This is a genomic window from Paenibacillus intestini, assembly GCF_030803945.1.
GTDB classification, from domain to species: Bacteria; Bacillota; Bacilli; order Paenibacillales; family Paenibacillaceae; genus Paenibacillus; species Paenibacillus polysaccharolyticus.
Map to the genome: position 1 here is coordinate 182,399 of NZ_JAURUN010000008.1, position 26,844 is coordinate 209,242.

Sequence of the window (26,844 nt, forward strand, 5' to 3'; positions counted from 1 at the left end):
TTTGCAGAGATTTGAGGAGGAAGGGGATGCCCGGATGGAGCCGAAGGTTTCGATCGTGATTCCTTTTTATAATTGTCCGTATATCGAGCAGGCCGTTCACAGTGCCCTTCACCAGACGTATCCGCATATTGAGGTGATCGTGGTGGATGATGGGTCGACCAAACATGTGGAGCGGCTACAGCCGTTTATGGAAGAGATTCATTATATTCGCAAAGAGAATGGCGGCACAGCGACCGCACTTAACGAAGGCATCAAACATGCAACAGGAGACTATTTTGTTTGGCTCAGCTCGGATGATGTGATGCTGCTGAATCGGGTGGAAAAACAGCTGAAGTTTATGCTTGATGTCAAAGCGTCGTTCTGTCATGGGGCGTATCATTACATCAATGAACATGGTGAATGGCTGGATACGGTGCAGCCTGAGGTGGGAAGCCGTCTGGAGATGTTACAGGTACTGATGGAAGGCTGCCCGATTAATGGCTGCACCGTAATGGTGGAGATGGAGGCGTTTGAGCGCTTTGGGGTGTTCGACACGGATTTTCGGTATACGCATGATTATGAGATGTGGCTAAGGCTGTTCCCGCTGTATGAACTGTTCTACTTTAGTGAACCACTGATGTGTTACCGGCTGCACGAGTCGATGGGCACGAAACGTCATTTCAAGGAACTGGTCGCGGAGATGGAACGTGTTCAGGAGAAACACCGTCCAATCCTGCTTAATTTGTTGCACGTTGGCGGGTATTGGAAATGATGGACGATTGCAATTGTAGGTCTATCTAGCAGAGCAACATGGATCAGCAGGATGATTAGCTAAAATACGGAGTATGAGGAGCGAATACCTGAGCAGCAGTGGAAGATGCTACTCAGGTATTCGCTCTTTTTTTGAAAAGGATGAGATAGCGAAATTCCTGTATAATGAACGGTGACTTGTACATAGAAGGGACTGAATGATGCGCAGATATCAATATTGGATAACCGGACTATTAACTACTAATAATGGAGGTTAACGTATTGATTACCGAATTACACACGACAAGACTACATTTAAGTCAAATGAAAGCTTCCGACTCGACTGAGCTCTTTCAGGTATGGTCTGACCCAGAGGTCGCCATGTTTATGAATATTTCCCCGTTCTCGGATGAAAAACAAGCGCTGGAGATGATTCAGTTGCTCGCTGATCTGGCTGAGGAAAAGAAGGCTATCCGCTTCTCCATTATTGAAAAGGAATCGGGTGTGATCATGGGCTCCTGCGGTTATAACTATCTTGATAATGAACAAGCTAGAGCCGAGATCGGGTACGATCTGGCCAAAGCTTACTGGGGTAGAGGGTATGCAATGGAGGCTGTATCTGTTCTATTAACTCACGGCTTCTCTTCTTTGAAACTCAATCGGATTGAAGCAAAAGTTGATCCCCGTAACGTGAGCTCTATTAAACTGCTGGAGAAGCTAGATTTCACGCGGGAAGGAACGCTGAGAGGTTACGAGAGAGCAGGAAGTGGATCAGAACCAGGTTCGATGGATACGTTTAATGATCTGTATATGTATTCAAAGTTGGCATCCGACTAAATAGAAAAAGTGTTGAGGTATGAGTAGATTATGAAAAAAAGAAGCTACAGATTTAGATCTGTGGCTTCTTTTTGTAATGCTTGCACATTAGCCTTGAAGAGGCTACTCGGAGAGTAATTTTTTAGTCCTTTTCATTCAAAATAACCATGGATACCGGATCGGGAAACACATATCCTTTCGGAAGCTTTTGCATAAGTGCGTTCATCGTCTCGTAATCCACCTCAATGTGGGGCGTGGAGACGGGAACGGAAAACCAGCGATTATACAGATCACTTGGAACAAGCAAGGTCATGCCCGGAGTCCTCCTCTATAGATCGCTTCTTGATATACATCCAGTGTACGTAATCCCATTTCTTCCAAGGAGCGATGCTGTTCAGCCCATGATTTGGCGGCGGCTCCTACCTTTTTGCGAGTTGCATCATCCTCAAGCAGCGCATGCAGCAGCTCGCTGAGTGAATCGGCATCTTGCGTGGGAACGACCCACCCGGTGTGCCCCGGTTCAACCATTTCGGGCATGCCCGCTGTGCCGCTGACGATGACGGGAACGCCTGCAAGCTGTGCTTCGGTAACAGAAAAAGGCTGTGTGTCCTGAAGGCTTGGCTGCACATAAATGTCCGCTTGTTTGAGAAAAGAAGGGATGTTGTCCAGCTTGCCCCAGAATATGATATCTTCGGCAATACCAGCGTTAGAAGCCTGACCACGTAACTCATCCAGCAGATTGCCTTCTCCTGCAATCCAGCACACCCAATCCGAACGTTTGGTCTTCAGGCTGGCGAGCGCCTTGATCAGCACATGAACCCCTTTGATATATTCAAGTCTTCCGGTAAAAGCAATAACCTTCTTGCCCGCAGGTGCGCGATGAGGGAACCTGGCAGCGGCAGCTTTACGATAATTCGGCAGATCGACAGCATACGGAATTTGTCTGAATTTGGACTCCGGCACGCCGAGTTCAGTCACCGTGCTTTTAATCCAGTGACTCGACACCAGAATCAATTCAGATTGCGCCGCGCTGCGTTGCTCCAGTGAGAGGAAATAACGTCCGCGTTTGGATTGCAAATAGGCAGATAGTGTTAACTGTGGATTGGAATTTTGCTCATCGTAGAACGCTTCGCGAGCAAGAGCTCCATGGTAACTTGTAACGAGCGGTATGTTTCGCTTCATAATCCGTTTGATCGCTACAGCTGCAACAGGGTCTTGAGCATGAATAACGTCATACTGTTCCACGCCAAGATAGGAAGCAGCCATCTCAAAAGCATATCTGTTCAATTCGTAATAAGCCAGCAGTGAGTCAGCTGTGAATTGTGGAAGGTCGTTTGGGTTAAGCTTGGCTTGCAACATGGGCCATACCAGATCTTTCGAGAAAGAACGATTGAGATTACGAACATATACTTCATTTTTGGCGCTGTTTGTGCCCATGATATCCACTTCAACACCGAGGGCACCGAGTCTGTCGGCGAGTTGTTTAATATATGTCCAGATGCCTCCCATATGTGTAAGTTCCCAATACGTAACGAGCAGAACTCTCATAATGACCTCCTTGTCGCGGCCTGCACAGGCCGAACTCCTATCCTGTTATTCTATGAAATAAACGGGAGTTCAGGTCGGGCATCCGTTGCAATCCTTAAAATTAGGTGACTGTACATGCCAATGGACGAGAAGAAACATATTCTGTCTACAGGGAGAATTGCGAAGAATTCAGGCTCCGCAGGAGGGATACAAGATGGCCGTATATATCATCCAGATGCATGAGAATTTGCTTCAAACGTTTATTCCTGTGAAATATATGGATGTGGAAGTTGCTTATGTTGGAGATGGGGAAGGAACAGATGTATACGTTGGAGTAGGCGGAATTTACGGAGAAATGTACCGAAACTTATTTCATGTAAACCCAGGCTCCGGAACGGCAGCAAATAGCTATGTCATTCATAATCTGAATGTGTCCGGCGAAATCTGTGAGTTGAAAATCATAAGTAATAGTTCAGTACCAAACCATCTGTTGATTCGAATCTACTGTCGCAGCGGGGATGGACAGCTCATCGGCGTATTGTCGGAGCATCAGATGATCAAACTTGCTGATTAATGTGTACACAACGATACGGAGCAGGCGAGAGGCCTGCTTCTTTTTTTGTCGTTTTTTTATATAAAACGGTGCCTTGAAAAATAGCTTGACAGCAAAGGTATTTTCATTAAAATTAAACCAGTATAAAACGAAAGTTTAAAACAATGATTTAAAACGATGGTTTGAAACAATCGTCATTATAGGCAGTCCGCAGGCCCGATCATCCTGAAGCCATTGCGACGCCGGAAAAGAGAGTGAATGCGTGAAACAACAAACATCAGTACCACAGGAGACAGAAGAATTTTCAATTAAGACGATTATTCTGCCTCTTCTATCGATTATCGTCGGCATGATTATGGTCATTCTGGACAGCACGGTCGTTAACGTAGCTATTCCAAATCTGGTACAGTACTTCGAGACAGACCTGAAAACCATTCAATGGACAGTTACAGGGTATACACTCGCCTTGTCCGCTGTAATTCCACTAGCAGGATGGCTGACCGACCGTTTCGGGGCCAAAAGAGTATTTTTATTCACGATTGCCATGTTTACCCTTGGCTCTGTATTGTGTTCGATTGCTCAATCACCAGAGCAGTTGATTTTATTTCGTGTCATTCAAGGACTTGGCGGAGGTATGGTTGCTCCAATCGGGATGGCCATGGTGTTTCGTCTGGCTCCGCCAGAACGCAGAGGTTCCATTATGGGTATGCTCGGTATTCCGATGCTGCTTGCTCCTGCGCTCGGTCCGGTATTGTCCGGCTGGTTTATTGAATCGGTCAGCTGGCACTGGATTTTCCTGATTAACCTGCCGATTGGTATTGCGGCTTTCATACTCTGTGTTCGCTTCTTACCGGATACCGACCGTGGTCGCACACCTGCTCTGGATTTGCTGGGTATGATCCTTGCACCGATTGCTTTCTCCATGCTGGCTTACGGTGTAAGTGAAGGCGGCACGAGCTGGACGTCTGCGACAACACTTACGGGCGTTATTGTTGGCGGTGTAGCGCTTATCCTGTTTATTATCGTAGAGCTTCGTCAAAAAAATCCGTTGCTTGAGCTTCGGGTGTTTACCTCTTCCGACTTCTCCAGAGGTATTGTCCTAGCTTGGGTAGCCCAAGTGGCATTGTTCGGCTCCATGATTCTGATCCCGCTCTACTTGCAGCAGATCAAAGGATACACGGCACTCGAGACAGGACTAATCCTGCTGCCTCAAGCGCTGGCTTCCGGGATTTCCATGCCACTGGGTGGCCGATTGTTTGACAAGATTGGAGCAAGACCACTGGCCTTTGTAGGTCTGGGTATTATTTCAGGAGCGTTGTTTATTTTGTCCTCGATTACAGCTACGACAGGGCTGGGTCTTATTATTACAGCCTTGCTTATGATGGGATTTGGTATGGGCTTGTCCATGATGCCACTGAACACACACGTATTGAATGCGGCACCGCGCAAACTGGTGGCACGTGTGACACCTCTGACAGCTGCTGCGCAGCAGGTCGTGGTATCCTTTGCGGTAGCAGGTCTTACCGGGTTTCTTACCTCTCGTGTGACAAGTCACACCATGGGTACGGAGAAAGCGGATATCGTAAACGGACTGGTGAGCGGATTCAATGATACGTTTTTCCTCGCAGCGTGCATTGCGCTGTTCGGTTGTGTGCTTAGTCTGATTCTGCGTAAACCAAAGCGTGTAGCTGAATCGGAACCGGAATTGCAGACAGGAGATAGTCCTGACCCTGCAATGATGATGGGACATTAATAGGTATCTGCCTGACAAAGGCAGTATGCAATAAATTGAAGGCAGTCCAGAAGCATATGCTCTCTGGACTGCCTTTTTGCATACCCATCGTGCTCAATGAAAAATTCTCAAAGCCGTCATCATTTCGCGGAAAGAGGCTGCGTATCGGTCGGGTGAAAAGGATATACTCAGATGCTGTCTTCCCTGGATACGAATATATTCCCGAAGTTTCTTGTTGTTCATTAGATCCATTGCCTCGTTTACTGCGGCATGCACATCGCCAATCGGATAGAATTTACCCGTTTTGTTGTGAGTAATAAATGAACGAACGCCATCCGAATCTGTACTGAGTACAGGGCAACCACAGCTAATGGCTTCGGCTACGGCATAACCGAAACCTTCGAGTAAAGAAGTGGATAACATAATCCCTCCTGAAGCAGCAACCATGGAATAGAAGGTTGGCATTTCCGAGTGGGGAACGTTCACAAAGATCCCGATGCGATCTTCTAATCCATACTCGGCGAGCAGATGCCGAAACATGACCTCATCTTCCGGATTAGCCAAGGTGGGATCGTGGAAGAGCCACAGCCTGGCTTTTGGTTTCTTTTTAATAATCGCATGGGAAATTTCGAGGAACTCACGCCAGTTTTTGTTGTGCTCCAGACGTCCGACCCACGCAAGAACCGGGTAAGGCGGAGTGTCCACAGTGATCGGGGCAAAAGCATCCGTATCCAGCATGTTGGGGATGACAAAACGATGAAGCCAAGGGCAAATATGGATGAACATATCCAGTAGATGATCGGTTGGGGGTATTACAGCAGCATCGCAATGAGCTTGAAGGTAGGGGACAGCCATTTCAATGGTTTCCAGTGCTTGTTCTCGCGTGCCCAGACCTTGTGCTTCAAAAATGATCCGACCTTTGTAACCCAGTCCTCTCAAACGACCAGGCATGGCAATATCCGAAGTGGTAATAATGGCATCATAGTGCTGACTGTGGATTAGATGATGAATATCCTGGTCACTGGATGCGGTGAAAATACGAGTATCACTGTTATTCTGCAAGCCTGAGCCTGTATTCAAATACAATAGATGTGCCTCTATGCCATGACGTTTCAATACAGCGGTTCGCAGTCGGTTAAGCGTATCCACACCGCCGCTGGGAACATAGAACGTGAACAATACTTTCACACGATTCACCCTCTGACTTTTGGTCAGGAGCTCATTCTCCTGTACTGTATGTTACGTATGACCCAAGGGCGGGGTGTGGGTACAATGTTGAAAGTTCACAATTTAGACAAAAAAAATTAAGCTTTATTTTAAGTGATCTTAAGCTGCGGCTAGCGTACATCCCATATCATACAAATAACTTCCCATGTTGTGTTTAATCGCGCTACATGGGTATTTTTAACGGGAAAGGATGAAGGACGTGCTCGAAGTGAGACAGGTGAGCAAAGTGTACGAGGGCCAACGCGGTGTGCACCAATTGGACTTCACCATGGAGCGAGGCGAGATCGTTGGATTTCTGGGACCCAATGGTGCTGGCAAAACGACGACGATGCGAATGATTACAGGATATCTGCATCCAACAGAAGGTTCAGTTCTGGTCGATGGTGTATCGGTCCATGATCAGGGGCGTAGTGTTCGCTCGAAGATTGGGTATCTTCCAGAAACGCCGCCGCTTTATCCGGATATGACGGTGCAGTCATATCTTAAATTTGTCGCTAATCTGAGGGATGTTCCGGCGCGTGAGGTCAAACTTCGGATTAGTGAGATGGTCAGCAGGCTGGGATTGCAGGGCAGGGAAAAACAACTGGTGCGCGGATTATCCAAAGGTTATAAACAGCGGCTGGGATTAGCAGGAGCGATCATACATAAGCCAGACCTGCTGGTGCTGGATGAACCTACCTCTGGACTTGATCCGAACCAAATTATCGAGATTAGAGATTTGATTCGGGAACTGGGTGAAAATCATACCGTATTACTTAGCACGCATATTTTGCCTGAGGTAAGCACACTATGTAACCGAATGCTGATTATTAATCAAGGGAGGCTTGTGCTCGATGGATCTCCGCAGGAACTTGGGTCTGCAGTGGGAGAGCGTTTCAAAGTGTCCCTTGAAGTCAAAGCAACGGAGCAAGAACTGCTACAGGTGCTGAATCCTTGGGAGAAGGCAAAAAGTGAAGTTATTCCATTATCATCAACGTCTTCGTTGTCTTCATCCTCTAAAGGTAACACAGAAGCAACAGCAAGTGAACTAGCAGGGGAAGATCATACAGCGGCTTCAGTAGCAGAGACAACCGGTACACCAGATACAGTAGAAACAGCATCTCATCTAGCTTCTACTGTTCACGTAAGGCTCACCGGGGAAACGTCCGAGGATTTCCGGGAAGAGCTGTTTTATCTGTTATCGGGTGCAGGTTTGCCAATTCTGGAGATGAAACGTGAAAACCTGAGCTTGGAGCAAATATTCCTGAAGTTAACAACGTCCGAACCAGAAAACTACGATGCTGCAGACGCGCAGGACGTATCTGATCCCAAGGTCTCAAATACGGGTTCAGAGGAGGGAAGCCAATGAGAAGAATGCTGGCAATCTGTAACAAGGAGCTACAGGCGTATTTCCTGTCACCAACCTCTTATTTTGTTTTTGCCGTATACGTGCTGATGACGAGTCTGTTGTTTTACTCCAGCTTTGTATATGTTCAGCCGAGCATTGTAGACTATCGCCTGGTCTTGGGTGATACATTGTCCATGCTACTTTTTGTCGTGCCATTGTTAACGATGCGACTCGTTGCAGAGGAGTTCAGGCAGGGAACAGACGAGCTACTGTTGACTTCACCGACACGAGTGACCGAGATTATTTTCGGAAAATATTTGGCTTCACTGGCCATTTTGCTCGTGCTCATTCTGTGCAGTCTAGTGTATCCATTCATCATGTCTTTCTACGGGAAGCTGGATCTGACATCCGTCTGGTTGTCTGCACTTGGTTTGTTCTTCCTCGGCGCCAGCATGATGGCGATTGGAGTGTTTGCTTCCACGTTGTCTCAGCATCAGATGGTGTCTGCGGTGGCGGGTTTTATTATGTTGCTCGTTTTGTGGATGCTTGATTCATTCGCAGGTAATACGGGGTCCATTTTACAGAAATGGCTTGATCCGTTTGCGCTGACAAAGCACTTTGACAACTTTACCAAAGGTGTGCTGAGCGGACCGGATGTTCTATACTATGTCACACTTACGGGTGTGTTTTTATTGTTAAGTATTCAAATCGTGGAACGGAAGCGGTGGAGGTGAGAAGATGAAAAAATGGTTAAGTCATACCAACAGTACCGTCTTGTCCGTCGCGGTGATTGGCATCTTTATTTTGCTAACCCTGTTCCTGAATTCGCTTGGCGGCTTCCAGCTCGACCTGACCTCGAATAAACAATATACACTATCCGACCAGTCCCTAACGGCGATCAAAAATGTCAAAGATGATGTCAACATTCTCGTGTTAACGGTTGAAAATGCAAACAATACCGTCCTGAACCGCGAAGTGGCGGATATGGTTGAAGAATATACTAAACGCAGCAGTAAGCTGAAAATGAAACAGTATAACTTGACGCAGGAACCAGCGCTTGCCTCCAAATACGGGATCACGGGCAGCTCGATTGTGCTGGAGCAGGGAGACCGGCATAAGGTCATCGATATTGCCAGCTTGTTCACTGCAAACGGGGACGGTAGCGACGGGTCTTACCAGTTTACGGGTGAGGAGAAATTAACACAGGCACTGATGAACCTTTCCTCTACGGAGACGAAAAAAATGGTATTCCTGACCGGACATGAAGAACTAAGTCTGGATCAGATGGGCACTTTACGCTCTTCACTGGAACAGAATAATGTCACAACAGAGGAGTTGCAACTGAATCAGGCTGGCAAAGTACCTGAGGATGCCGATGTACTCGCTATTATTGGGCCACAGCGTGATCTGAGTGATGCTGAGCTTAAGGCCGTACGGACATATATGAGCAGTGGAGGTAAGCTGTTATTATCCCTCGGTTTTGCAGAAGATATGAAGTCCAGTTGGAAAAATATCGATGCATTGATCGCTGACTACGGTGTAGTTGATGAGCATGCAGTTATGGTGGATAACAATCAAGCCAGTACAATGGGCCCGCTGTGGGTGTCCCCTGAGTACGGAAGTCATGCGATCACAGACAAGCTTGCTCAGAACAAACTGTACCCGATGCTGTCTCTGTCGATTGCACTAACCAGCAAGGAGCAGGACAAATACAAGCTGTCTCCGTTAATGCATTCCTCCAATGAAAGTTACGGAGAGACCAATATTAGCGGTTTGCTGCAAAATGAAACGAACAATGACAAGGAGGTGGACATCCAGGGCCCTGTCGAACTCGGTTATGCCGCGGATACGTTGGATGGCAAACCCAAAGCCGTCATTCTGGGGTCGTCCATTTTCATGCAGGATTCGGAAATTGCGAGTGGCGGCAATCGGGATTTCATTTTGAATACCGTGAATTATTTGAGTGAAAAACAAGACGGTCTGACGATTCGTCCACGCGTACAGGCTGGTTATGAGATAGCGTATCTGAATGGTCAGCAGGCCAGAACGATCTTTTTTGTAGCGATTGTGGCATTCCCGCTTATCTTTGTGATCATCGGTGTACTCTTATGGTGGAGGCGCAAACGGGTATGAAAAAATTAATACCAACGTTGGTGGTCGTTGTTATATTGATTGCAGGCTGGGTGTATGCGGCCAATCAGAATTATTTTCGAGAAGAAGAGACCGTGCAGGCCAAACTTCTTGGTATATCATCAGCAGATATTCAGGCGATTACACTGCATGAGGGGACTGAAGATAAGTCCGGAACAGGTACAGATTCAGATGCTGTGTCAACGTTAGAACTAAAGGACGGCATCTGGCATATGACTGAGCCGAAGAACTATCCTCTTAATGAGTACAGTGTTGGTAGTTGGCTCGATGCGATGAGTAGTGCTGACCAGGAGATGGTTGTCGAAGAGTCGCCAAAGGATGTTGAGAAGTACGGCTTGGGCACTGCGGCTACACGTCTGGATATCAAAGTGAAAGACGGGCGTGAATTCAAACTTGCTATTGGTAGCCAGTTACCTGCGGGGGATGCACATTACGTTCGGGTGAATTCGGGAGCGGTGGTTGCTGTGAAAAATGATGCGGTGACCAACATTGCTCTCACACGCCGCCAACTGCTGGATACAACTCCATTTAATATGGATGAATCTAATGTGCGTACGCTGGAATGGGAAGGCGAAGAATCGAGCTGGATGTTGAAGGCATCAGCAGAAGGGGATACGGCGTCTGAACATACGTGGACCATCAATGGAAAATCCATTAAGGCAGAAGATGCGATATCGCTGATCGGTCAAATTAAAAATTTGACTACCGCCGATGACGTTCGTAAGGCGTCCGAATTAAAAGATGCGATTCCTCGATCCACTTTGTCAGCCCAGCAACAGGTAAACGGGAAAGAGACGACTACGGTATATCGGTTGCTGACGACCTCTTCCGAGCCAGATACCATCTGGGTGATCACTCCGGATGAAGGGTGGGCCTATACGATGGATGCGGCTAGTTTGAAAGAAATGGAGAAGGTTGCGGAAAAACTCAAAACTTCCACAGTGTCTTCGGAGCCTGCAACGTCCCAGACATCTTCGAAGAAGTGAGGTAAGTTAGAACAGAGCAGTGTTGCTATATATGCAACACTGCTGTTTTTTATTTTGCATGGGGAAAAGTACAGAGTTAAATACATAAACCTATAAAAATGAGTCAGCTTGGCAGGTTAAAGTGCCATATCCTTTCAGCATATCGGTAACTTCATACGAGCATCCTATCTATGTGAACCAAACCAACCACATTGGAGGATGAACATTACATGCCAACAGTCAAAAAGGCAAAAGCGATTACGTTATCATTATCTACTGCAATTTTTGTAATGGCCGGCTTGACGGGTTGTGGAAATCGCGATAATAACATGAATACCCAAAGTGTTCGTGAACAAGCCCATGGTATCAATCGTTACGGCGTTGAAACCAACGGCATGGACGGCATCCGTGCAAGAAGTTACCGGATGCACAATGTCACAGACCTGAGATCCAGCGATGAACTGGCAAAGCGCATTACTGAAATGAAGGAAGTCGAGTCAGCTCACGTCATGTTAACGGACCGTAATGCTTATGTTGCTGTGCGTCTGGCTCATGGGCATGCAGGCAAGCTGGGTAGCAAATCGATTGGTCAACCGGGCAGTCGTCTGAATGGCACCATGCGTAACCATGCCAGCGATACGATGCGTGGTGGCTTGATGAATGAGGATATGGGCGGTATGCGCGTTCATGGCGGTTCGGGCACAAATTCCCCATACAGTACAAGCGGAATCGCTCCGGGACTTAATACGGGTACAGCAACTGACCGTAGCCATATGGGCAATGATCGCGGCATCTATGGCACGATGGGCACGGGAACAATCGGTATGATGCGCGGTTTGACGGATAGTGGCAAAGCCCGCCCAATAAACGAAAGTCAGTATGGCACAAGAAGCGAGCGTCCACGTATGATGGACAGTTCGGATGACAACACACCTGAGGAAATCAAAGGTAAAATTTCAGCCAAAATCAAGCAGTTTGCACCAAACGTGGAGAACGTATATGTGTCTGCTAACCCCGATTTCGTAGGCCAGGTGGAGAACTATGCAACTGATCTGCGCAATGGTAAGCCAGTCAGCGGTATGATTGATACGTTCCAGTCGATGGTGGAGCGCATTTTCCCAACGAACGCAGGTGATACCCATAACCGTGACGGTATCCTGGGTGATGGCGTTATGAATCGTAATCACGATGGTCTAATGAATCGTAACCATAATGATGGCGGCATGATGAACCGTGTGACTCGGTAAAACAGTGAAATGAACAAATGTGCCTTTGCAGAAGATGTCTATCCACTGCAAAGGCACATTTGTTTCTACATAAGTACATTACTTGGCCAAAAACACTAAATATCTATTAAGATTCATGAATGCTAATTAATTTATGCATGAATTTCTTTAACTCTTTGGTCGTTGCGTTCAAGTGGTTAATCGTTTCCATAAATTCGCTGACGAGCTCAGCCTGTTCCTGTGAACTTGCCGTAATTTCGCCAAGGTCGTTATCTAACAATTGGATGGACTGTCTCACTGTCAGTAAGGACTTCTCAATTTCGTTAGTGGCGTTTTTAGTATCAACAGACAGTTTGCGAATTTCCTTGGCAACTACCCCAAAACCGGCTCCTGCATCCCCGACACGTGCGGCTTCAATGGCCGCATTAAGGCCCAGTAAGTTCGTTTGCTCGGAGATCTCACGAATAAATCCGGCAACCTGAGTTACACCGCCAGAAGTCTGAACAGCTTTTTTCGTATTGCCTAACATCTCTTCGGAGGTAGCGCTCAGCTCTTCCGAATGAGCTGCAACATGCTGCACACTGTCCACCAGTTGGCTGGTTAGTCCTTCAACGATGTTCATTAGCTGCTGTAGCTTATCCTGGTCTTCCATGCTATATACGAGGGTAAATACTGCGACAATCTCGTTAGCGACGTTTTTGACAGGGATGAAAGCAACATCAAAGGGGATGCCAAATACCTCCTTCGGAAAGTGACTGTATGTCGTTGTTGTGCCGTTTTGCAGATCTGCAAAATTCCGATTAGCTTCAGGGAGTGGATCTCCCGTCTTAAATTTCAGTTCCTTCAGCGATTCTCCTGAAGAGAAGTACAGATATTTCTCTCGATCAATTAAGGATAAGGTCACATCTTGTCGGATGGCTAACCGAAAATAAGGCATGCTTTCAATTAGTGCTTGGATAATGTCCATTAATGTGTGGCTCCTTTTATTGAACGCTATCAATTGTAATACAAGTTGTTTTAGGTATATCGGTTCTCTAGTGAAGAAAATGAATAAAAGAGTAAGCACGAATTTGAAATACTGCAAGCATACAGAATTCACTTGTTCTTTCACAATGAAAATGGAGCAAGCAATGATTGCTTAAATGGATTGTTATGTGCTGACCCACCTGAACTGCCCATCCACCTGCCCATTTTTCTTATAAAACTGAACCAACGCCCTTGATCTGACATAAGATGAGTTGACTGTATCCCCTTAACCTTGTTACACCAACACAACCCGAGCAAGGAGGGGTGAACATTGAAGGGTATCGATCATCATAAAAGCAAATTTTTGTTAACCCACCGTGAACGCGAAGTATTCGAATTGCTGGTTCAGGACAAAACAACGCGTGACATCGCAGGGCAGTTATTCATCAGCGAGAAAACGGTGCGTAACCATATCTCCAATGTGATGCAGAAACTCAATGTTAAGGGTCGTTCGCAGGCTGTTGTAGAGCTAATTAAGCTCGGAGAACTTAAGATTTAGCCTGCGAATTACAGTTAAAAATGAGGGTAACACAAAAGCCTTTCTCTATCCTTCAGTATGAAGCATGGGGAAAGGCTTTTATGTTTGTATTTTGGAGCAATAATCCCAATCCACCTCTTGATCACTTTAGTGGAGCCTGCTTATGCTTCTGAAAAAACCTTCCATCTTTTCCTCGAAAACGGCTGATAAAATAACTGCTCTAATTCCTTATACTGTGCCTCATTTAAATGCAAAAACAATGCCTTTTTGGCGATTTTAGCGGCAGGCTGTGATGAGTTAGCGCCTCCCGCCACTTTTCGTTTGACCGGCACACGAAATTGCAAAAAATCTTCGTAACGTGTCCAACCTTCCCAGCTCAAGCGGGCTCCTCGTTTCCAGTCAATGGCATAGAGAGCTAAGTAATTGTGGGCGGTGTCACTACGCTTGGCGGCAATGATCCAAATGTTTGGGACGATTTTATTACGCTGTCTACGATTCATGAGCAGTTCCCCTTTTTATATCCTTGAAAGTATCATCACATATAGACTCATCCATTTGTTCTGTTGTTGTTAAATTACATACGATTAACTTTAGCAGACTGTGTGAAAACTTCAAATGAACTGAAGGTGTGACTAAGCCTGATTGATTAACATAATGGACTTATATCAACTCCAGCGAAAATCCTCTTGCTTTGCCAGAGCGCCTTGCTTAAAATAAGAATATAAAAATAATTTTCTTTTTAAACTATAAAATAATAAAAATAATTTTCATATTAAAGAGGTGCTTATGGCAGCCATCTTACATGCATTGAAGCAAGAATTGCACAATTTGCCCTCTCAGGAGAGACGAATCGCCGAGGTGATTATTCAATCGCCATCGGACGTGCCGGGGATGACCATCAACCAGTTGGCTGAAGAGAGCGGGACAAGCGCGGCGACCGTGACTCGTTTTTGCAAATCATTTCATTTCAAAGGTTTTCCCGATCTCAAAATGAAACTCGCCGCCGAGCTGTCGCAATCACCTAATGAAACAGCTTATCAGGATATTGTTGCAGGCAACCCGTTATCCAAAATCGTCGAGGCGATTGAAGCGAATCATCTCGCCTCGATTGCAGATACCACACGTTTGCTGGATTTGGGCAGGCTGGAACAAGCCGTACAGTTATTATGCCAGGCCGGGCGTATTGACCTGTACGGGGTCGCAACGTCGTCTATTGTTACACAGGATTTTTACCAAAAGCTTGTGCGGATCGGCAAAAGCTGTACTGCCTTTTCCGATTCCCATATGCAGATTACATCCGCTTCCTCACTGGGGCCAGGAGATGTGGCGATGGCCGTGTCCTACTCAGGTGAAACCCCGGAGACCATCGATGCCCTGACTTGTGCCAAACAGGCTGGAGCTTCCACCATCTCGCTGACGTCATATGGCAGTAACTCACTCGCTGCCGTATCGGATATCCCGCTCTTCACATCTTCTCTCGAAGAGGGGATGCGGCGCGGGGACATGGCTTCACGCATTGCGCTGCTACATGTGATTGATATTTTGTTCACAGGCATGGTGAGCGCGGATTTTGATCAATTTATACCTAAACTTGAGCAGTCGTATCACAATGTGCAGTCCTATCGTTTCCATCACACCGGAGGTGCTTGACAGATGAATATTCGTATTTTTGAAAATGAAGAAGATTTGAACGCGACAGGTGCAGGCTTGATCGCCAGCTTGCTGCAAACGAAACCTCGTGCCGTACTCGGACTTGCAACAGGTAGTTCACCTGTCGGTATTTATAAACAGTTAATTACGCTGTATCAAAAAGGTTTGGTGAGCTTTGCCCAGGCCTCTTCTTTTAACTTGGATGAATATGTAGGTTTACCTACAGAGCATCGTGAAAGTTACCGCAGTTTTATGAATGAACAGCTGTTTAATCATATCGACATCGATCTATCCCGCACGAATGTGCCCAATGGCGAGGCAGTAGATTTGGAGGAGGAATGTGTGAATTACGAGCTACGTTTGGAGGATCGTGGGCCTGTGGATCTGCAACTGCTCGGGATCGGACATAACGGCCATATCGGTTTTAATGAACCTGGAACGGAATTGACGGGGCGCACCCATGTGGTGGGTCTGAAGGAAGAGACCAGAAAGGCGAACGCCCGCTTTTTTGATAGCATCGAGGAAGTACCAGCGCAAGCGATTACGATGGGGGTCGGTTCCATTTTAAAAGCGAAACAGATCCTGCTCATTGCCCGTGGAGAAGAGAAAGCGGAGATTATTCGCGAAGCGTTCATGGGTCCGATTACCACATCCTGCCCGGCATCTTTGCTGCAATGTCATCCGAACGTGGTTGTATTGCTGGATCGTGCGGCAGGGAGGCTGGTTAGATGACCGAAACCAATCCTAAAGTCAGTGAGGCTGAAGGTGAGCTAAACATAACCTTGCTTCGCGGCAGACTGCTACTTGCCAATGAATTGTTGGAAGACGGCCTGATCGCCTGGCGGGCTCGGAAAATTGTATATGTCGGCATACCGGAAGGTCTGCCTGAACAGATTCGTCGGGAAGCTGGATCACTTCCTGCCCAAGGGAAAGGCTTAATTGTGCCTGGTTTTATCGATATCCACGTTCATGGCGGCAATGGAGAAGATTTCATGGATGCCAGTCCTGACGTGCTGGACAAGATCACTTCATTTCATAGTTCGCAGGGAACAACAGCGATGCTGGCGACATCGATGACAGCTCCGAAGGAACGTCTGGATCATGTTTTGGCTGAAGTAAATCGCTACCGTTCGGATGAAATGCCGTACGCTCAGCTGGAGGGCGTGCATTTAGAGGGACCTTTTTTTAGTCCAAAGTGGCCTGGTGCGCAAAATCCGGATCATATCGTGCTTCCTGACGTTAGCTGGCTACAAGGATGGGAAAAGCAATATCCCGGTCTCATCCGTCAGGTGACGTTGGCACCAGAACGTGAAGGTGCACTGGAGGTCATCTCCTGGCTACGGGAACAGCGGATAACGGCTGCGCTTGGTCACACGGATGCAACTTACGATGACGTACAGCGCGCAGTGGAGGCGGGATTGCATCATGCCGTGCATACGTTTAACGCGATGACACCGCTACACCACCGTGAGCCGGGAACAGCAGGAGCCGTGCTAAGTGATCCGCGTATTAGTGCCGAAGTCATTGCCGATGGCATTCATGTGCATCCCGCCGCGATTTCGATCCTTGCTCAATTGAAACAAGGCAATGATCAGCTGGTGCTGATTACCGATGCGATGTCAGCGGCAGGGCTGGAAGATGGCGAATACAAGATCGGTGATCTGCCCGTTATTGTGAAGAACGGCGAAGCGCGTTTGAAAGAAGGCGGTGCTCTGGCAGGAAGCACGTTGACTATGGTTCGTGGATTCCGTTATCTTGTGCAGGAAGCAGGGCTGAGTCTGATCGCTGCTTCTAGAGCAGCGAGCCTTACGCCAGCACGTTTGCTAGGTATCGACCATCGAACGGGTTCCCTGACGAAGGGGAAACAGGCAGATATCGTTTTGCTGCATGAGGATTTGGAGATTGATACGGTGTGGGTAAAGGGCAGAAGGATCAGCTGTCGAGAGGAAATATGCTGAACAATATGTTAAAATAGATCTCAAAAATGAGATCTGCGGATCATTAACGGAGGCATGAATCATGGAACGTAACGCCATGCTGGAACATGATCCGTTTATCCCCGTGCTGGCGGAGAAGCTGCACATTCACGGATATTATGCTTTTTATGGCGAGCATTACAATGAGACGGATATGGAACAGTACCGCAAACATCTGTTCACAACCTTTAATAACATCGTATGGATTGAACTGGATGAGCGTAAAAAATACATGATTGTGGATCATCGTGGACGCAATACGGTCATGAAACTCATCGAAGGTATGTTAAATACGCGCAGAACGCTACGAGCTAATCAGGCAATGGCGGGAACTGATACGAGAGGGGTAGATCAGGAGATCGCTCATTTCTCCAAGCAGGTGCACATGCTGAAATTTACTACGTTTCGCCCGTAAAGTTAAAGTAAAGACAGAGTTGGTCAAGAATGGATAGATGGATGGAGGCCTGCCTGTAACTTTATCCTGACGAACAGTAGGGTGGGGAACGAAGTAATAACCCAAATATGTCGAAGAAGTATCGAATTATGCTTATTTTTGGCTGACCACCTCGTCATGAAGCAGGGCACTCGTGCTGGGAGCTGCACACCCTCCTCATGAAGTGGCCCTGCGTGCTGGGAGCTGAACGCAATGCGCAGAGTTCACACTTTAAACCGTTGCGGCAAGTAGCGAGTAGCGAGTCAGACTGTGACAATTATGCTTGAAGCTCTAACGATCCTGAGGGAGCTTATTTTCCATATTTTGCAGTGTTCTCCATTCTAACGATCACCAGAAACGCTATTTCATGTAAATGAGCAGTTTTGGGATGCAAAAGAGGCGTTTCATCTCAAATAAGCTCCCTGGTGATCGTTAGATTTTTAGAAGTCTCTAAAAGTGTGAAATAAGGTTTCTGGTGATCGTTAGAGCATCAAGTAGCTAGTTTTTGTCTATGTTTTTTGGTTTGCTCTTTGTTTTTTTGTTTGGTGCTCTCGCGAAGGGGTTATGCCTAGCATTGACACTTCTATTTATGGGTTTTGTTCTTACATACTTTATAGTTTTACAAAAGATACATCCGCAAAAAAGAGTCCTGTCCAAGAATTAAAATGTCTTTTATCAAGGGTACATTTTAGATCTCACAGGGCTCTTTTAATAGTTTCATTTGATTTTTTCTATATTAACATTCATAGATATGACTCAAATCACATTACATCAAATCTGGGCTTCAAGTTAGTTAACTATTCAATTACTATCTAAACGAAGTCACGAAACTGCTGAACAGCGTCCGCACGTCGTATTGATATTGATGGATCGGCTCAACCGGACGGTTGATACCAAGTAAGGTGTAGACGGCGATGCGTGCGGCGCGAACCGAATATTCCTCCGTGAACACGACATCATCAGGAATCTCGCAAAATTGACTGATAAATGCCAGATTCGTTGAACCTTCCGGCACAACTTGAGGGCGGTCACTGTTCAGCCTTGGCATGAATTGTGCGGTGATATACGGCATCATACAAGGGATACAGTTGGCTGTAGCCAGGATCTCTTCTTGGTGCTCCTGAAAATGAAGATGGCCGATCAATTCTTGCATAATCTCTTCACCGGTACAATCACACATTCTTTTTTTCACAAAATCCCCTACGTTGTCAGGGTATAACCCATAGCCCCAGAAGACTTTGACATGTTCAGGCTGATTCCGGAAATGCGGCTGGAAGGCCAACACGACTGACATGAACCAGCTCGAATCTTTGAATGTAACAAGGGCTCCAGTACCCGCTCGGTTGCGTGTGAATTTTTCCATCAGATCAAAGAAAACGGAATCCTGGAAAGTGACGGTAAAAGATTCCCATTTGGACTCATCGACGTGATCATCGAACGAAGAAGGGTTGCCTAGCATCGGTTTTTTCGCCGCAATGTTCTCCCACAGCTTCCAAGAGCTACCCTTGCCATTCAGTTTGGGAGCGGAAGTCATCGAACCAAGGTCAGCACCTTCCGTCATCGAGCCGTTCGTAACAATGACCAGGTCATCCTCATGAATGTCGATCATTTCCTCGATACCATTCCGCCGCACATGCATACCTGTGACCGTGATTCCGTCGCCCTCTTTGAAGTCCAAATCCGTAACGGTGCATTTTAGCGTGAAATCTACGCCGTACGGCTCCAAATATCGATGCAACGGCAGAATGATGGAGTCATATTGGTTGTAGGGGGTACGTGTAACCCCTTCGAGCGTTTGAATTCGTGGAAATTCATGAAAAAAGCGAAGCATATATCGTTTGAACTCCACCGCACTGTGCCAAGGCTGAAAGGCAAACGTCGTTGCCCACATGTACCAGAAGTTCGTTTGGAAAAAGTGGGGTGCAAACCAGTCGTTGATTCTCAATTTACCCAGCGTGTCTTCAGGAGTAATGATGAGTTTGCCCATCGCCAGCCGATCGGCCATATCAAATCCCATAGACAAAACGTCTTCCACTTGACCATCGCGATTAATTAACCGTGCATTGGAATGAGTGGGGTTAGCGTTGTCAAAGGCCGTAATTTCTTCTCTGACCGATATACCCGGCTGTTCAATAGAAGGGATGGTCTTCAGCAACTCCCATAGATTTTCATATGCCTCATCGTTGAGCATCCGTCCACCGCGAATGACGTAACCTTGTTCCGGATTACCTGCACCGTCATTGCTGCCCCCGAGAATCGGCATCTCCTCAATGATGTGAATATTCTCCCCAGGGAAATCACAGTCTCTGACTAAATAGGCTGCTCCCGCGAGAGAAGCAATACCGCCGCCGACAAAATAAACCTGTTTAGAGCCATGTTCTTTTTTCACGATCAATCGCCTCCAAAAGATGGTGTATTCTTCACATTTCCAATGTAAACCTGCACCGGGAAAGAAGGTATGATCAAAAGAAGATAGCTGTCTGTTTTTTAGTCACTTTTGGAAAAATGTCTAGTTTTAGGTCAGTAGATCGAGCGATGACTTGATGCTATCTGCGATCATAGAAAAACAAGCCGCACATCCTTAACGGGATGGCCGCTTGTTACGTGCCTTATCTACATTCCTATTAGTTCTTTATCCTTTAATCAGTGCTGATACTTATGCTCATACTTATGCAGTGCTCTGACTACATTTCCTTCAATCAGCTCACTCAACTTGTCGATAATGTGTTTGGGTGGTTCTTTCATGTCATTCCGCATCCATTGGATAATGAGACCCGTGAAAGCCAGTGTATAGAAATTAGCAATAAATTCTTTATCCTCTCCGCGAACCTTGACTCCGCAAGCAAGCTCATCAATGACACCCATAATCAGATCATGCGTCACTTGATAGAGATAACCATCCAGATGAGAACGTCCAAGGGATTCAAGGGTATTGCAGCAAAAGGCCTTATTATTTTCGATGTAACAGAAAATTTTGTAGAACCCTTCTGTCCACGTATCATAACTGCGGTATTCATGGATACTTTCCACCGCTTCCGTTTCGTAAATCCACCCAAGCAGGGCGTAGATATCCTGAAAATGATAATAAAACGTTTGCCGGTTTACACCGCAGCCATCCACCAGATGCTTCACTGTAATTTTATTGAGCGGCGTGTGTTCCATCAGGCATTTAAGCGAATGGGCCAGCGCGGTTTTGGTCAAATGGGAAGCAGACATTACCGTTCACCTCATCATTCAGAATCATTCAGATTGTGGTCATCATACGACTTGAGTGTACTACTGAAAACGTACATAAGAAGGCTACCACATTTTACCTAAATATGGTATTGCAATGATCACTGCAAAATACAGAAAATAAAAAAACGATGACCGTTTAGGCCATCGTTTTTACGTTATTACATTATTGAAACGAGAATAACAGCGATCAAAAGAACGGTTCGCCACCGGAGCGCCTCCACAAGCGCGCCCTGTGTTATTGTGCTCATCCCCGAAAAAGCTAGATTACGTTTTTAAAACGACTTATAGGAACGCGCATAACGTAGTGGAGGGGGCGAAATCGATTCTGAAGAAGCGAACCACCTCTCTTATACATTATCCTCTATAGGGGTTAAATAAAAATTTACACGTTAAACGGAGTGGGGAGAAAAAAGCTGTAGAAGCGAAGCGCTCGCCTTTATTCCCGGATTTCTCCCTTTAGAAAAGGGATCAAAGAAATCTGGGAATAACAGCGATCGAAAGCTTATTCTCCCTGCGCAGTGACCTCCGTGTAAGCGTGTTTTTTAACGATTATAAGCTTTTCATAAATTCCACGACCGTCAGCAACCCTTTATCAAAGTTCTCCAGATTAAAGTGCTCGTTTGGTGCGTGCAGATTTTCGTCTGGCAGACCAAAGCCCATCATCACGGCAGGCACGCCAAGCACGCGGGAAAGCTTCTCTACGATTGGAATGGAGCCGCCATCTTTGGTGAAGAGAGCACGCACGCCATATACTTTTTCGTAAGCGTCTGCGGCTTTTTGCAGGATCGGATCAGTCGGATCGGTATTGAAAGCAAAAGCCTTCTCAATCTGTTTGATCTGCAATGTCGCCCCTGGTTGTACATGAGTACGCAGGTGAGCTTCAATCGAATCAAGCACATGTTGCGGATCTTGGTCAGCGACAAGACGGCAAGTGATTTTAGCGTGAGCTTCTTTTGGAATAACGGTTTTACTGCCTTCGCCCTGGAAACCGCCCCATACGCCGTTCAATTCGAGGGTTGGGCGCGCCCCGACACGTTCCACAAAGGAATACCCTTCTTCGCCATACAATTGCTCCAGTCCGAGATCTTGACGAAGCTGTTCTTCATTGAAGCCTTGCTTTACGAATTCTTCTCTCATCTCAGGAGACAACGGTAGAACGCCGTCATAGAATCCATCCACGCTCACGCGGCCTTGCTCATCGTGCAAAGATGCCAGCAGGGAGACGAGGGCATGAAGCGCATTCGGTACACCGCCACCGAAGGAACCGGAGTGCAGGTCGGTATTGGCGGTGAACAGATCCACATGCATCGAGCACAGGCCGCGCAGGCCCGTGGAGATGGCAGGTTTTCCTTTTTCCAAAAGAGATGTATCCGAGATTAACACCATGTCTGCTCTCAGTTTGTCCGTATTATCGTTGAGATAGATTGGCAGGTTCGGGCTGGAGATTTCCTCTTCGCCTTCGATGCAGAATTTGATGTTGATCGGCAACTCTTTATTTTCGGCAATCAGTGCTTCAACGGCTTTGATATGTATAAAAATTTGTCCTTTATCATCCGTTGCACCCCGAGCATACAGCTTCCCGCCACGAATCGTTGGTTCGAAAGGTGGTGTCTCCCACAGATTTAGCGGATCAACAGGTTGTACATCATAGTGTCCATAGATCAGGGCTGTTGGTTTGCCCGGTGCGTGCAGGTGGTCTGCATAAACAATGGGATGACCAGCTGTTTGGATAATCTCGACATTTTCCATACCCGCACGTGTAAGTGCATCCGCTGCCCATTGTGCCGCACGTTGAATGTCTTCTTTATGCTCAGAAATGGCGGAAATACTCGGAATGGATAACCATTCGTTCAGTTCTGCCAGATGTTTGTCCCGGTTTTGCTCAAAATATGCTTGTTCGTTCATTGAAAAAGGCCTCCTTCAAATCTGCTTTCAATCTATTGTAATCCATTTTGCCATGTTAATAAAACATTGGTTAAAAAAATGCTTCCTAATGCTGGGTTCCCATATTGATAGTTCTTTTTACTTATGTATTAATAAAAGAGTAAGAACATTACTTTTATATGGAGGAATAGTGTTGAAGAAAAGACCAGCATATCAGAGATTCACTACAATTCTGGGCATTTCATTCTTGGTACTCATTGCGTCAGTACTTATGATACCGAGGGTTGCGCTAGCAGCAAACGAGCCAGTTTATCATGAGTGGGACAAGGCGCAGGAACATGTGGGATTGAGCCATCTGTGGTTCACTGACCGAGCAGATAATGGACTCATACCGGTTCGTCAAAACTGGCAGTGGGGATTCATCAATTACGAAGGGAAATTTGTTATTAAGCCACAGTTTCAATTAGCAAGAGATGCGTTCAACCAGGGTGTAGCAGTCGTAAATAGAAATCAGTTAATAAATAATAAAGGTAAAGTGATATTTCAGGACAAAAGCATTGAATATATTGGTTGGTTTGATTATGGGCTCGCAATCGCTAAGAAAAATGGGAAGATTGGTTACATGAATACGAAAGGCAAATTTGTTATTTCTCCTTCATATGAAGAGGGAACAAGCTTTTACAATCAAGTCGCAATGGTCAAAAAGAATGGTAAGTGGGCATTAATCAATACCAAAGGGAAATTACTAACGACATTTAACATCGAAGAAATGGATTATAGAATAGATTATCGTAAATCCGGGGTATTTCCTGTAAAGATCGATGGGTTGTGGGGAAGTATGAATTATAAGGGGCAGCTCGTGGTACCTGCAGAGTTCAAAAACAAACTTGAATTTACAGGTAATACGTTAGATTGGGGGCTCCGCCGCGATAACCATAGCGCTATTGTTAGGCAAGATGGCTTAATTGTTTCGTTCAATGAATATTATTCCAAGTTAGGCGAGCCACAGAGTGGACTTTGGAAAATAAAGCAAAATGGCGAAGGCATCGTGGATGTATCTGGGCATATGATTGTAGAACCTCAAAGTGACCAAAAGGTTATTCTTTCAGGAGATGGAAGTTACGCGGTAAGAGATATAAAAGATGAAAGTTCCGGGTGGACTTTTTATAAAAAGGATCAAACCCTACTATTTGAGTCCAGTTATACAGACATGCAGGCTTTTTCAGAGGATCTGGCGGCTGTGAAAGTTAATCAAAAATGGGGATATGTTTCGAAGAATGGAGACATTAAAATACCCGCTCAGTACGAAGAGGCCAATCTTTTTCAAGCGGGAAGTGCTGTCATTCGTAAGAATGGTAAATATGGATTGATCGGAACTCGTGGTGAGTCCATACTAGCTGCGAAATACGATGAAATGATTCCACTTATTGAGCGAACGAATTACATGAATAACCAGATTGAGAAATTGACAACAAAAAATCCACTATACCGAGTAAAGTTAAATAAAAGCTATGGGATTGTGGATAGTCGAGGGAACATCGTGATGGATGTGAAATACGAGATTATGGATCTTGATCGTACCGACTATTATCACGACATTGATCCGATCGCAACAGTTCAATATGCATTAAAAGCTAAGGATGGTTCAATCTCGGCATCAATCAATATTAAAACGGGCAAACGGATATTTCCAGCCTATTCCATGGTAAACTACCTTGGTGACGGAATGTACAGCGGGGTGCCGGTAGGGAAGAAGAGTCATTATGTTATTTTCAATGCAAAAGGAAAAGAAGTATTCCGCTCAGGTTTAGAAGGTTAGATCTTTTCGTTACATCAGTGTTTGGGATTATGAGCCGTAGTATAGTTACCATGTCATTGGCTTTCATATGATTCGTTGTATGGGAGCCAAGAAAAGGTGCCTCAACAGAGGCACCTTTTTAGGTCGTTTATTTTAAATATTTGAGTTCAGATATGAACACTAACTGATTTAACTATACGTGAGTCTAAATTTACTGTCTTTCTTTTCTGTTTAAAATAACTCCAGCTGCTCAGGACCCTCTTCCTTTTCTGGCTCGGTGCGGTCGGGAAATGGTTTGATAGGCTGACCTAGCAGTTCCATCATCATCTGGGCGTTGGTTGCTGCATCTCCGGCAGAGTTATTGTTAAAAATAACAAACACATCTTCACTCTGCTCCTGCAGCTGTTCCAGATAAACTTTCCATTCCGACAACTCCTGTTCGTTGTAGCGATACAGATAACGAGTCTCACGCCAATTTGGTGCGCCGTTTTGTTGCCAGCCGGATACGTTGCGTCCATGCATGCGAACGAGTGTCATCCGGGAATCCGTTGCGACGGGCACAATGGGAATAGAACCTGGCCCTGCCTGTGGTTCGTCACAGACGCTGTGAATCCATCCTTGCTCTTTTAGAAAATGAAGCGTGCGCTCACGCATGTTGTCCGCATACCAGCTTTGGTGACGAAATTCGATTACGCATGGAATGCCCTCCATACGGAGCTTCACTTCCCGTAGTTCATTGACGTTGTCCCGGTTGCATTCAAACCAAGGCGGATATTGAAACAAGGCAGCCTGCATTTTGCCTGCTTCGCTCACAGGTTCAAGCGATTCACGAAAAGCTTTGTACATCTCGGACGTGCTGGTAAAATACGGCTTGCCCCGTAGATGTCCCGTCATTCCCTGATAGGCTTTCACGATAAATGAAAATGATTCAGGAGTCTCCGAAGCCCAGCGGGCCATCCGGTCGCGAGGTTGCACGGCGTAGAAGGAACTGTCTACCTCCACCGTGGAAAAATATTGTCCGTACAGACGAAGCTTGTCCTTTGCTTGGGTACGGTTTGGATAGAGGTCTTCCTGATCGCCCCATCCCGTAAGTCCGATACGAATCATAAGAACACCTCCTGTTGTATGTATTTAACCGATTCGTAGGAGCATGATATGTCTAACATTATATCTTGCGTTGTAGAGGCGTTCAATGAGGATGGCAGACGATCATTTTGAGTTTGGGTTCTAAAGCGTTACAATAATTCGAAATGATTCAAAACAGACACCAGTCGTAGCTTAGCATAAGGTGGTCTGGCCAGCAAAATCAGCCAATGCGGATATGGTTCACTGAAGATACGGAGGGCGAACGTTGACATGAAGGAATGGTACGAAACAAGTTTTGGCGAAGATTATCTGCTCGTATACAAACACCGGGATGTGCATGGTGCTTATGAGGAAGTACATAAGATGATTAACTGGTTGAAGCTTCGCCCTCGTGCAGAAGTGCTCGATCTCTGCTGCGGGATGGGCAGGCATTCTCTTGCGCTTGCGGACGCTGGCTTCCAGGTGACGGGAGTCGACTTGTCCGATGTGCTTCTGCGTGAAGCGAGAGAACTGGATGCCGATCATCGGGTTAGATGGTGTCATGCCGATATGCGCAGAATCCCCCTGGACGGTGGATTCGATGCCGTAGTTAACCTGTTCACTTCGTTTGGATACTTTCCCGAGGATATTGAACAATTGAAGGTTCTGCGCGCCATCCATCGAATGTTGAAGCCTGGAGGCAGTTTCATTCTTGATTTTATCAATACAGCTTATGTGCAAAAACATCTGGTGCAGCACTCTGTTCGTGAAGATGAAGGGCAGCGGATTGAAGAATTTCGCAGGATACGAGAGGGGTTTGTGCAAAAGGAAATACATATCACGGACATCTCTGCCGGGGCTGAACCGCGAACCTACAAGGAAAGTGTCAAGCTTTACTCGCGAGAGCAACTGAGTGAAATGCTGGAGGATGCAGATCTTCAGGTTGATCAGGTTCACGGGGGATACGATGAAGAGAAGTATGACGAGCAGACTTCGCCGCGCATGATCTTTGTAGGACATCTTCCTACTGACTAATTGACTCGA

General features: G+C 46.2%; 25 protein-coding genes. 16 read left to right on the plus strand and 9 right to left on the minus strand.

The window, feature by feature from the left end:
* Nucleotide 1 precedes the first annotated feature (1 nt).
* The gene (locus J2T16_RS20490; RefSeq protein ID WP_260511111.1) at nt 2-751 is read left to right on the plus strand and encodes a glycosyltransferase; all 750 of its coding nucleotides are present in this window, start codon (nt 2-4) and stop codon (nt 749-751) included.
* Nucleotides 752-1,011: 260 nt separating this feature from the next.
* A complete protein-coding gene (locus tag J2T16_RS20495) occupies nt 1,012-1,566 on the plus strand; it encodes a GNAT family N-acetyltransferase (protein WP_221790783.1) in 555 nt (184 codons plus the stop codon).
* Nucleotides 1,567-1,687: 121 nt separating this feature from the next.
* Here the strand turns inward: J2T16_RS20495 and J2T16_RS20500 are convergent, their stop codons facing one another.
* Nucleotides 1,688-1,858 (minus strand): hypothetical protein, encoded by a 171-nt coding sequence (locus tag J2T16_RS20500; RefSeq protein ID WP_167375712.1) that lies wholly within the window; start codon nt 1,856-1,858, stop codon nt 1,688-1,690.
* Nucleotides 1,855-3,093: a glycosyltransferase family 4 protein gene (locus tag J2T16_RS20505; RefSeq protein WP_221790781.1), complete on the minus strand. Its 1,239-nt coding sequence runs from the start codon at nt 3,091-3,093 to the stop codon at nt 1,855-1,857. Before J2T16_RS20505 ends, J2T16_RS20500 begins: the two co-directional genes overlap by 4 nt.
* Before the next feature lie 193 nt (nt 3,094-3,286).
* Here J2T16_RS20505 and J2T16_RS20510 point away from each other — a divergent pair, with 193 nt between their 5' ends.
* Both J2T16_RS20510 and J2T16_RS20515 read left to right on the plus strand, forming a co-directional pair.
* Entirely contained in the window at nt 3,287-3,646 is a 360-nt protein-coding gene (locus J2T16_RS20510; protein ID WP_221790779.1) for a hypothetical protein, read from the plus strand.
* A 241-nt stretch (nt 3,647-3,887) separates the two neighbouring features.
* A complete protein-coding gene (locus J2T16_RS20515; RefSeq protein WP_499019134.1) occupies nt 3,888-5,378 on the plus strand; it encodes a DHA2 family efflux MFS transporter permease subunit in 1,491 nt (496 codons plus the stop codon).
* 93 nt (nt 5,379-5,471) lie between these two features.
* On the opposite strand, the gene J2T16_RS20520 is transcribed toward J2T16_RS20515, so the two are convergent.
* Nucleotides 5,472-6,554: a glycosyltransferase family 4 protein gene (locus tag J2T16_RS20520; RefSeq protein WP_312027653.1), complete on the minus strand. Its 1,083-nt coding sequence runs from the start codon at nt 6,552-6,554 to the stop codon at nt 5,472-5,474.
* 229 nt (nt 6,555-6,783) lie between these two features.
* Between J2T16_RS20520 and J2T16_RS20525 the strand changes: the two genes are divergently transcribed.
* The 5 genes from J2T16_RS20525 to J2T16_RS20545 all read left to right on the plus strand — a co-directional run bounded on the left by J2T16_RS20525 (nt 6,784) and on the right by J2T16_RS20545 (nt 12,274).
* Nucleotides 6,784-7,932, plus strand: coding sequence for an ABC transporter ATP-binding protein (locus J2T16_RS20525; RefSeq protein ID WP_339832364.1), 1,149 nt, complete (start codon nt 6,784-6,786; stop codon nt 7,930-7,932).
* Complete coding sequence (locus J2T16_RS20530) at nt 7,929-8,645, plus strand: ABC transporter permease subunit (protein ID WP_154959638.1); 717 nt, start codon at nt 7,929-7,931, stop codon at nt 8,643-8,645. The genes J2T16_RS20525 and J2T16_RS20530 overlap by 4 nt, the downstream gene beginning before the upstream one ends.
* 4 nt (nt 8,646-8,649) lie before the next feature.
* On the plus strand, nt 8,650-10,044 hold the full coding sequence (locus J2T16_RS20535; protein WP_154959637.1) for a Gldg family protein: 1,395 nt from the start codon (nt 8,650-8,652) through the stop codon (nt 10,042-10,044).
* Nucleotides 10,041-11,048, plus strand: coding sequence for a DUF4340 domain-containing protein (locus J2T16_RS20540; RefSeq protein ID WP_186811752.1), 1,008 nt, complete (start codon nt 10,041-10,043; stop codon nt 11,046-11,048). The genes J2T16_RS20535 and J2T16_RS20540 overlap by 4 nt, the downstream gene beginning before the upstream one ends.
* A 209-nt stretch (nt 11,049-11,257) precedes the next feature.
* The gene (locus J2T16_RS20545) at nt 11,258-12,274 is read left to right on the plus strand and encodes a YhcN/YlaJ family sporulation lipoprotein (protein WP_499019135.1); all 1,017 of its coding nucleotides are present in this window, start codon (nt 11,258-11,260) and stop codon (nt 12,272-12,274) included.
* 106 nt (nt 12,275-12,380) lie between these two features.
* On the opposite strand, the gene J2T16_RS20550 is transcribed toward J2T16_RS20545, so the two are convergent.
* On the minus strand, nt 12,381-13,220 hold the full coding sequence (locus J2T16_RS20550; protein ID WP_336121964.1) for a methyl-accepting chemotaxis protein: 840 nt from the start codon (nt 13,218-13,220) through the stop codon (nt 12,381-12,383).
* A gap of 330 nt (nt 13,221-13,550) precedes the next feature.
* Here J2T16_RS20550 and J2T16_RS20555 point away from each other — a divergent pair, with 330 nt between their 5' ends.
* Nucleotides 13,551-13,778 carry a helix-turn-helix domain-containing protein gene (locus J2T16_RS20555; RefSeq protein WP_090919235.1) on the plus strand — a complete coding sequence of 76 codons (228 nt, stop codon included), beginning with the start codon at nt 13,551-13,553 and terminating at the stop codon, nt 13,776-13,778.
* 140 nt (nt 13,779-13,918) lie between these two features.
* Here J2T16_RS20555 and J2T16_RS20560 read toward each other — a convergent pair whose 3' ends face one another.
* A complete protein-coding gene (locus tag J2T16_RS20560) occupies nt 13,919-14,257 on the minus strand; it encodes a hypothetical protein (RefSeq protein WP_499019136.1) in 339 nt (112 codons plus the stop codon).
* Nucleotides 14,258-14,543: 286 nt separating this feature from the next.
* On the opposite strand from J2T16_RS20560, the gene J2T16_RS20565 reads away from it, so the two are divergent.
* From J2T16_RS20565 to J2T16_RS20580, 4 genes are all read left to right on the plus strand, one after another.
* Nucleotides 14,544-15,407 (plus strand): MurR/RpiR family transcriptional regulator, encoded by an 864-nt coding sequence (locus J2T16_RS20565; protein WP_499019137.1) that lies wholly within the window; start codon nt 14,544-14,546, stop codon nt 15,405-15,407.
* 3 nt (nt 15,408-15,410) lie between these two features.
* Nucleotides 15,411-16,139 (plus strand): glucosamine-6-phosphate deaminase, encoded by a 729-nt coding sequence (gene nagB, locus J2T16_RS20570; protein WP_090919223.1) that lies wholly within the window; start codon nt 15,411-15,413, stop codon nt 16,137-16,139.
* Nucleotides 16,136-17,365 carry an N-acetylglucosamine-6-phosphate deacetylase gene (nagA, locus tag J2T16_RS20575; protein WP_499019138.1) on the plus strand — a complete coding sequence of 410 codons (1,230 nt, stop codon included), beginning with the start codon at nt 16,136-16,138 and terminating at the stop codon, nt 17,363-17,365. Before nagB ends, nagA begins: the two co-directional genes overlap by 4 nt.
* Nucleotides 17,366-17,426: 61 nt before the next feature.
* Nucleotides 17,427-17,798 (plus strand): hypothetical protein, encoded by a 372-nt coding sequence (locus J2T16_RS20580; protein ID WP_090919216.1) that lies wholly within the window; start codon nt 17,427-17,429, stop codon nt 17,796-17,798.
* An 826-nt stretch (nt 17,799-18,624) separates the two neighbouring features.
* On the opposite strand, the gene J2T16_RS20585 is transcribed toward J2T16_RS20580, so the two are convergent.
* From J2T16_RS20585 to J2T16_RS20595, 3 genes are all read right to left on the minus strand, one after another.
* Complete coding sequence (locus tag J2T16_RS20585; protein WP_499019139.1) at nt 18,625-20,205, minus strand: oleate hydratase; 1,581 nt, start codon at nt 20,203-20,205, stop codon at nt 18,625-18,627.
* A gap of 254 nt (nt 20,206-20,459) precedes the next feature.
* Nucleotides 20,460-21,032: a TetR-like C-terminal domain-containing protein gene (locus J2T16_RS20590; RefSeq protein ID WP_090919210.1), complete on the minus strand. Its 573-nt coding sequence runs from the start codon at nt 21,030-21,032 to the stop codon at nt 20,460-20,462.
* 570 nt (nt 21,033-21,602) lie between these two features.
* Nucleotides 21,603-22,958: a dipeptidase gene (locus J2T16_RS20595; RefSeq protein ID WP_499019141.1), complete on the minus strand. Its 1,356-nt coding sequence runs from the start codon at nt 22,956-22,958 to the stop codon at nt 21,603-21,605.
* Between the two features lie 172 nt (nt 22,959-23,130).
* Here J2T16_RS20595 and J2T16_RS20600 point away from each other — a divergent pair, with 172 nt between their 5' ends.
* Entirely contained in the window at nt 23,131-24,756 is a 1,626-nt protein-coding gene (locus tag J2T16_RS20600) for a WG repeat-containing protein (protein ID WP_499019142.1), read from the plus strand.
* 210 nt (nt 24,757-24,966) lie between these two features.
* Here the strand turns inward: J2T16_RS20600 and J2T16_RS20605 are convergent, their stop codons facing one another.
* A complete protein-coding gene (locus J2T16_RS20605; RefSeq protein WP_499019143.1) occupies nt 24,967-25,842 on the minus strand; it encodes a DUF72 domain-containing protein in 876 nt (291 codons plus the stop codon).
* Nucleotides 25,843-26,091: 249 nt separating this feature from the next.
* Between J2T16_RS20605 and J2T16_RS20610 the strand changes: the two genes are divergently transcribed.
* The gene (locus J2T16_RS20610) at nt 26,092-26,835 is read left to right on the plus strand and encodes a class I SAM-dependent methyltransferase (RefSeq protein WP_499019145.1); all 744 of its coding nucleotides are present in this window, start codon (nt 26,092-26,094) and stop codon (nt 26,833-26,835) included.
* Nucleotides 26,836-26,844: the final 9 nt, after the last annotated feature.

Coding starts and splice junctions, on each gene's coding strand:
- J2T16_RS20510 (WP_221790779.1), top strand. CDS start 3,287: ATGGCCGTATATATCATCCAGATGCATGAGAATTTGCTTCAAACGTTT.
- J2T16_RS20500 (WP_167375712.1), bottom strand. CDS start 1,858: ATGACCTTGCTTGTTCCAAGTGATCTGTATAATCGCTGGTTTTCCGTT.
- nagB (WP_090919223.1), top strand. CDS start 15,411: ATGAATATTCGTATTTTTGAAAATGAAGAAGATTTGAACGCGACAGGT.
- J2T16_RS20540 (WP_186811752.1), top strand. CDS start 10,041: ATGAAAAAATTAATACCAACGTTGGTGGTCGTTGTTATATTGATTGCA.
- J2T16_RS20545 (WP_499019135.1), top strand. CDS start 11,258: ATGCCAACAGTCAAAAAGGCAAAAGCGATTACGTTATCATTATCTACT.
- J2T16_RS20590 (WP_090919210.1), bottom strand. CDS start 21,032: ATGTCTGCTTCCCATTTGACCAAAACCGCGCTGGCCCATTCGCTTAAA.
- J2T16_RS20565 (WP_499019137.1), top strand. CDS start 14,544: ATGGCAGCCATCTTACATGCATTGAAGCAAGAATTGCACAATTTGCCC.
- J2T16_RS20535 (WP_154959637.1), top strand. CDS start 8,650: ATGAAAAAATGGTTAAGTCATACCAACAGTACCGTCTTGTCCGTCGCG.
- J2T16_RS20580 (WP_090919216.1), top strand. CDS start 17,427: ATGGAACGTAACGCCATGCTGGAACATGATCCGTTTATCCCCGTGCTG.
- J2T16_RS20560 (WP_499019136.1), bottom strand. CDS start 14,257: ATGAATCGTAGACAGCGTAATAAAATCGTCCCAAACATTTGGATCATT.
- nagA (WP_499019138.1), top strand. CDS start 16,136: ATGACCGAAACCAATCCTAAAGTCAGTGAGGCTGAAGGTGAGCTAAAC.
- J2T16_RS20505 (WP_221790781.1), bottom strand. CDS start 3,093: ATGAGAGTTCTGCTCGTTACGTATTGGGAACTTACACATATGGGAGGC.
- J2T16_RS20530 (WP_154959638.1), top strand. CDS start 7,929: ATGAGAAGAATGCTGGCAATCTGTAACAAGGAGCTACAGGCGTATTTC.
- J2T16_RS20595 (WP_499019141.1), bottom strand. CDS start 22,958: ATGAACGAACAAGCATATTTTGAGCAAAACCGGGACAAACATCTGGCA.
- J2T16_RS20605 (WP_499019143.1), bottom strand. CDS start 25,842: ATGATTCGTATCGGACTTACGGGATGGGGCGATCAGGAAGACCTCTAT.
- J2T16_RS20550 (WP_336121964.1), bottom strand. CDS start 13,220: ATGGACATTATCCAAGCACTAATTGAAAGCATGCCTTATTTTCGGTTA.
- J2T16_RS20610 (WP_499019145.1), top strand. CDS start 26,092: ATGAAGGAATGGTACGAAACAAGTTTTGGCGAAGATTATCTGCTCGTA.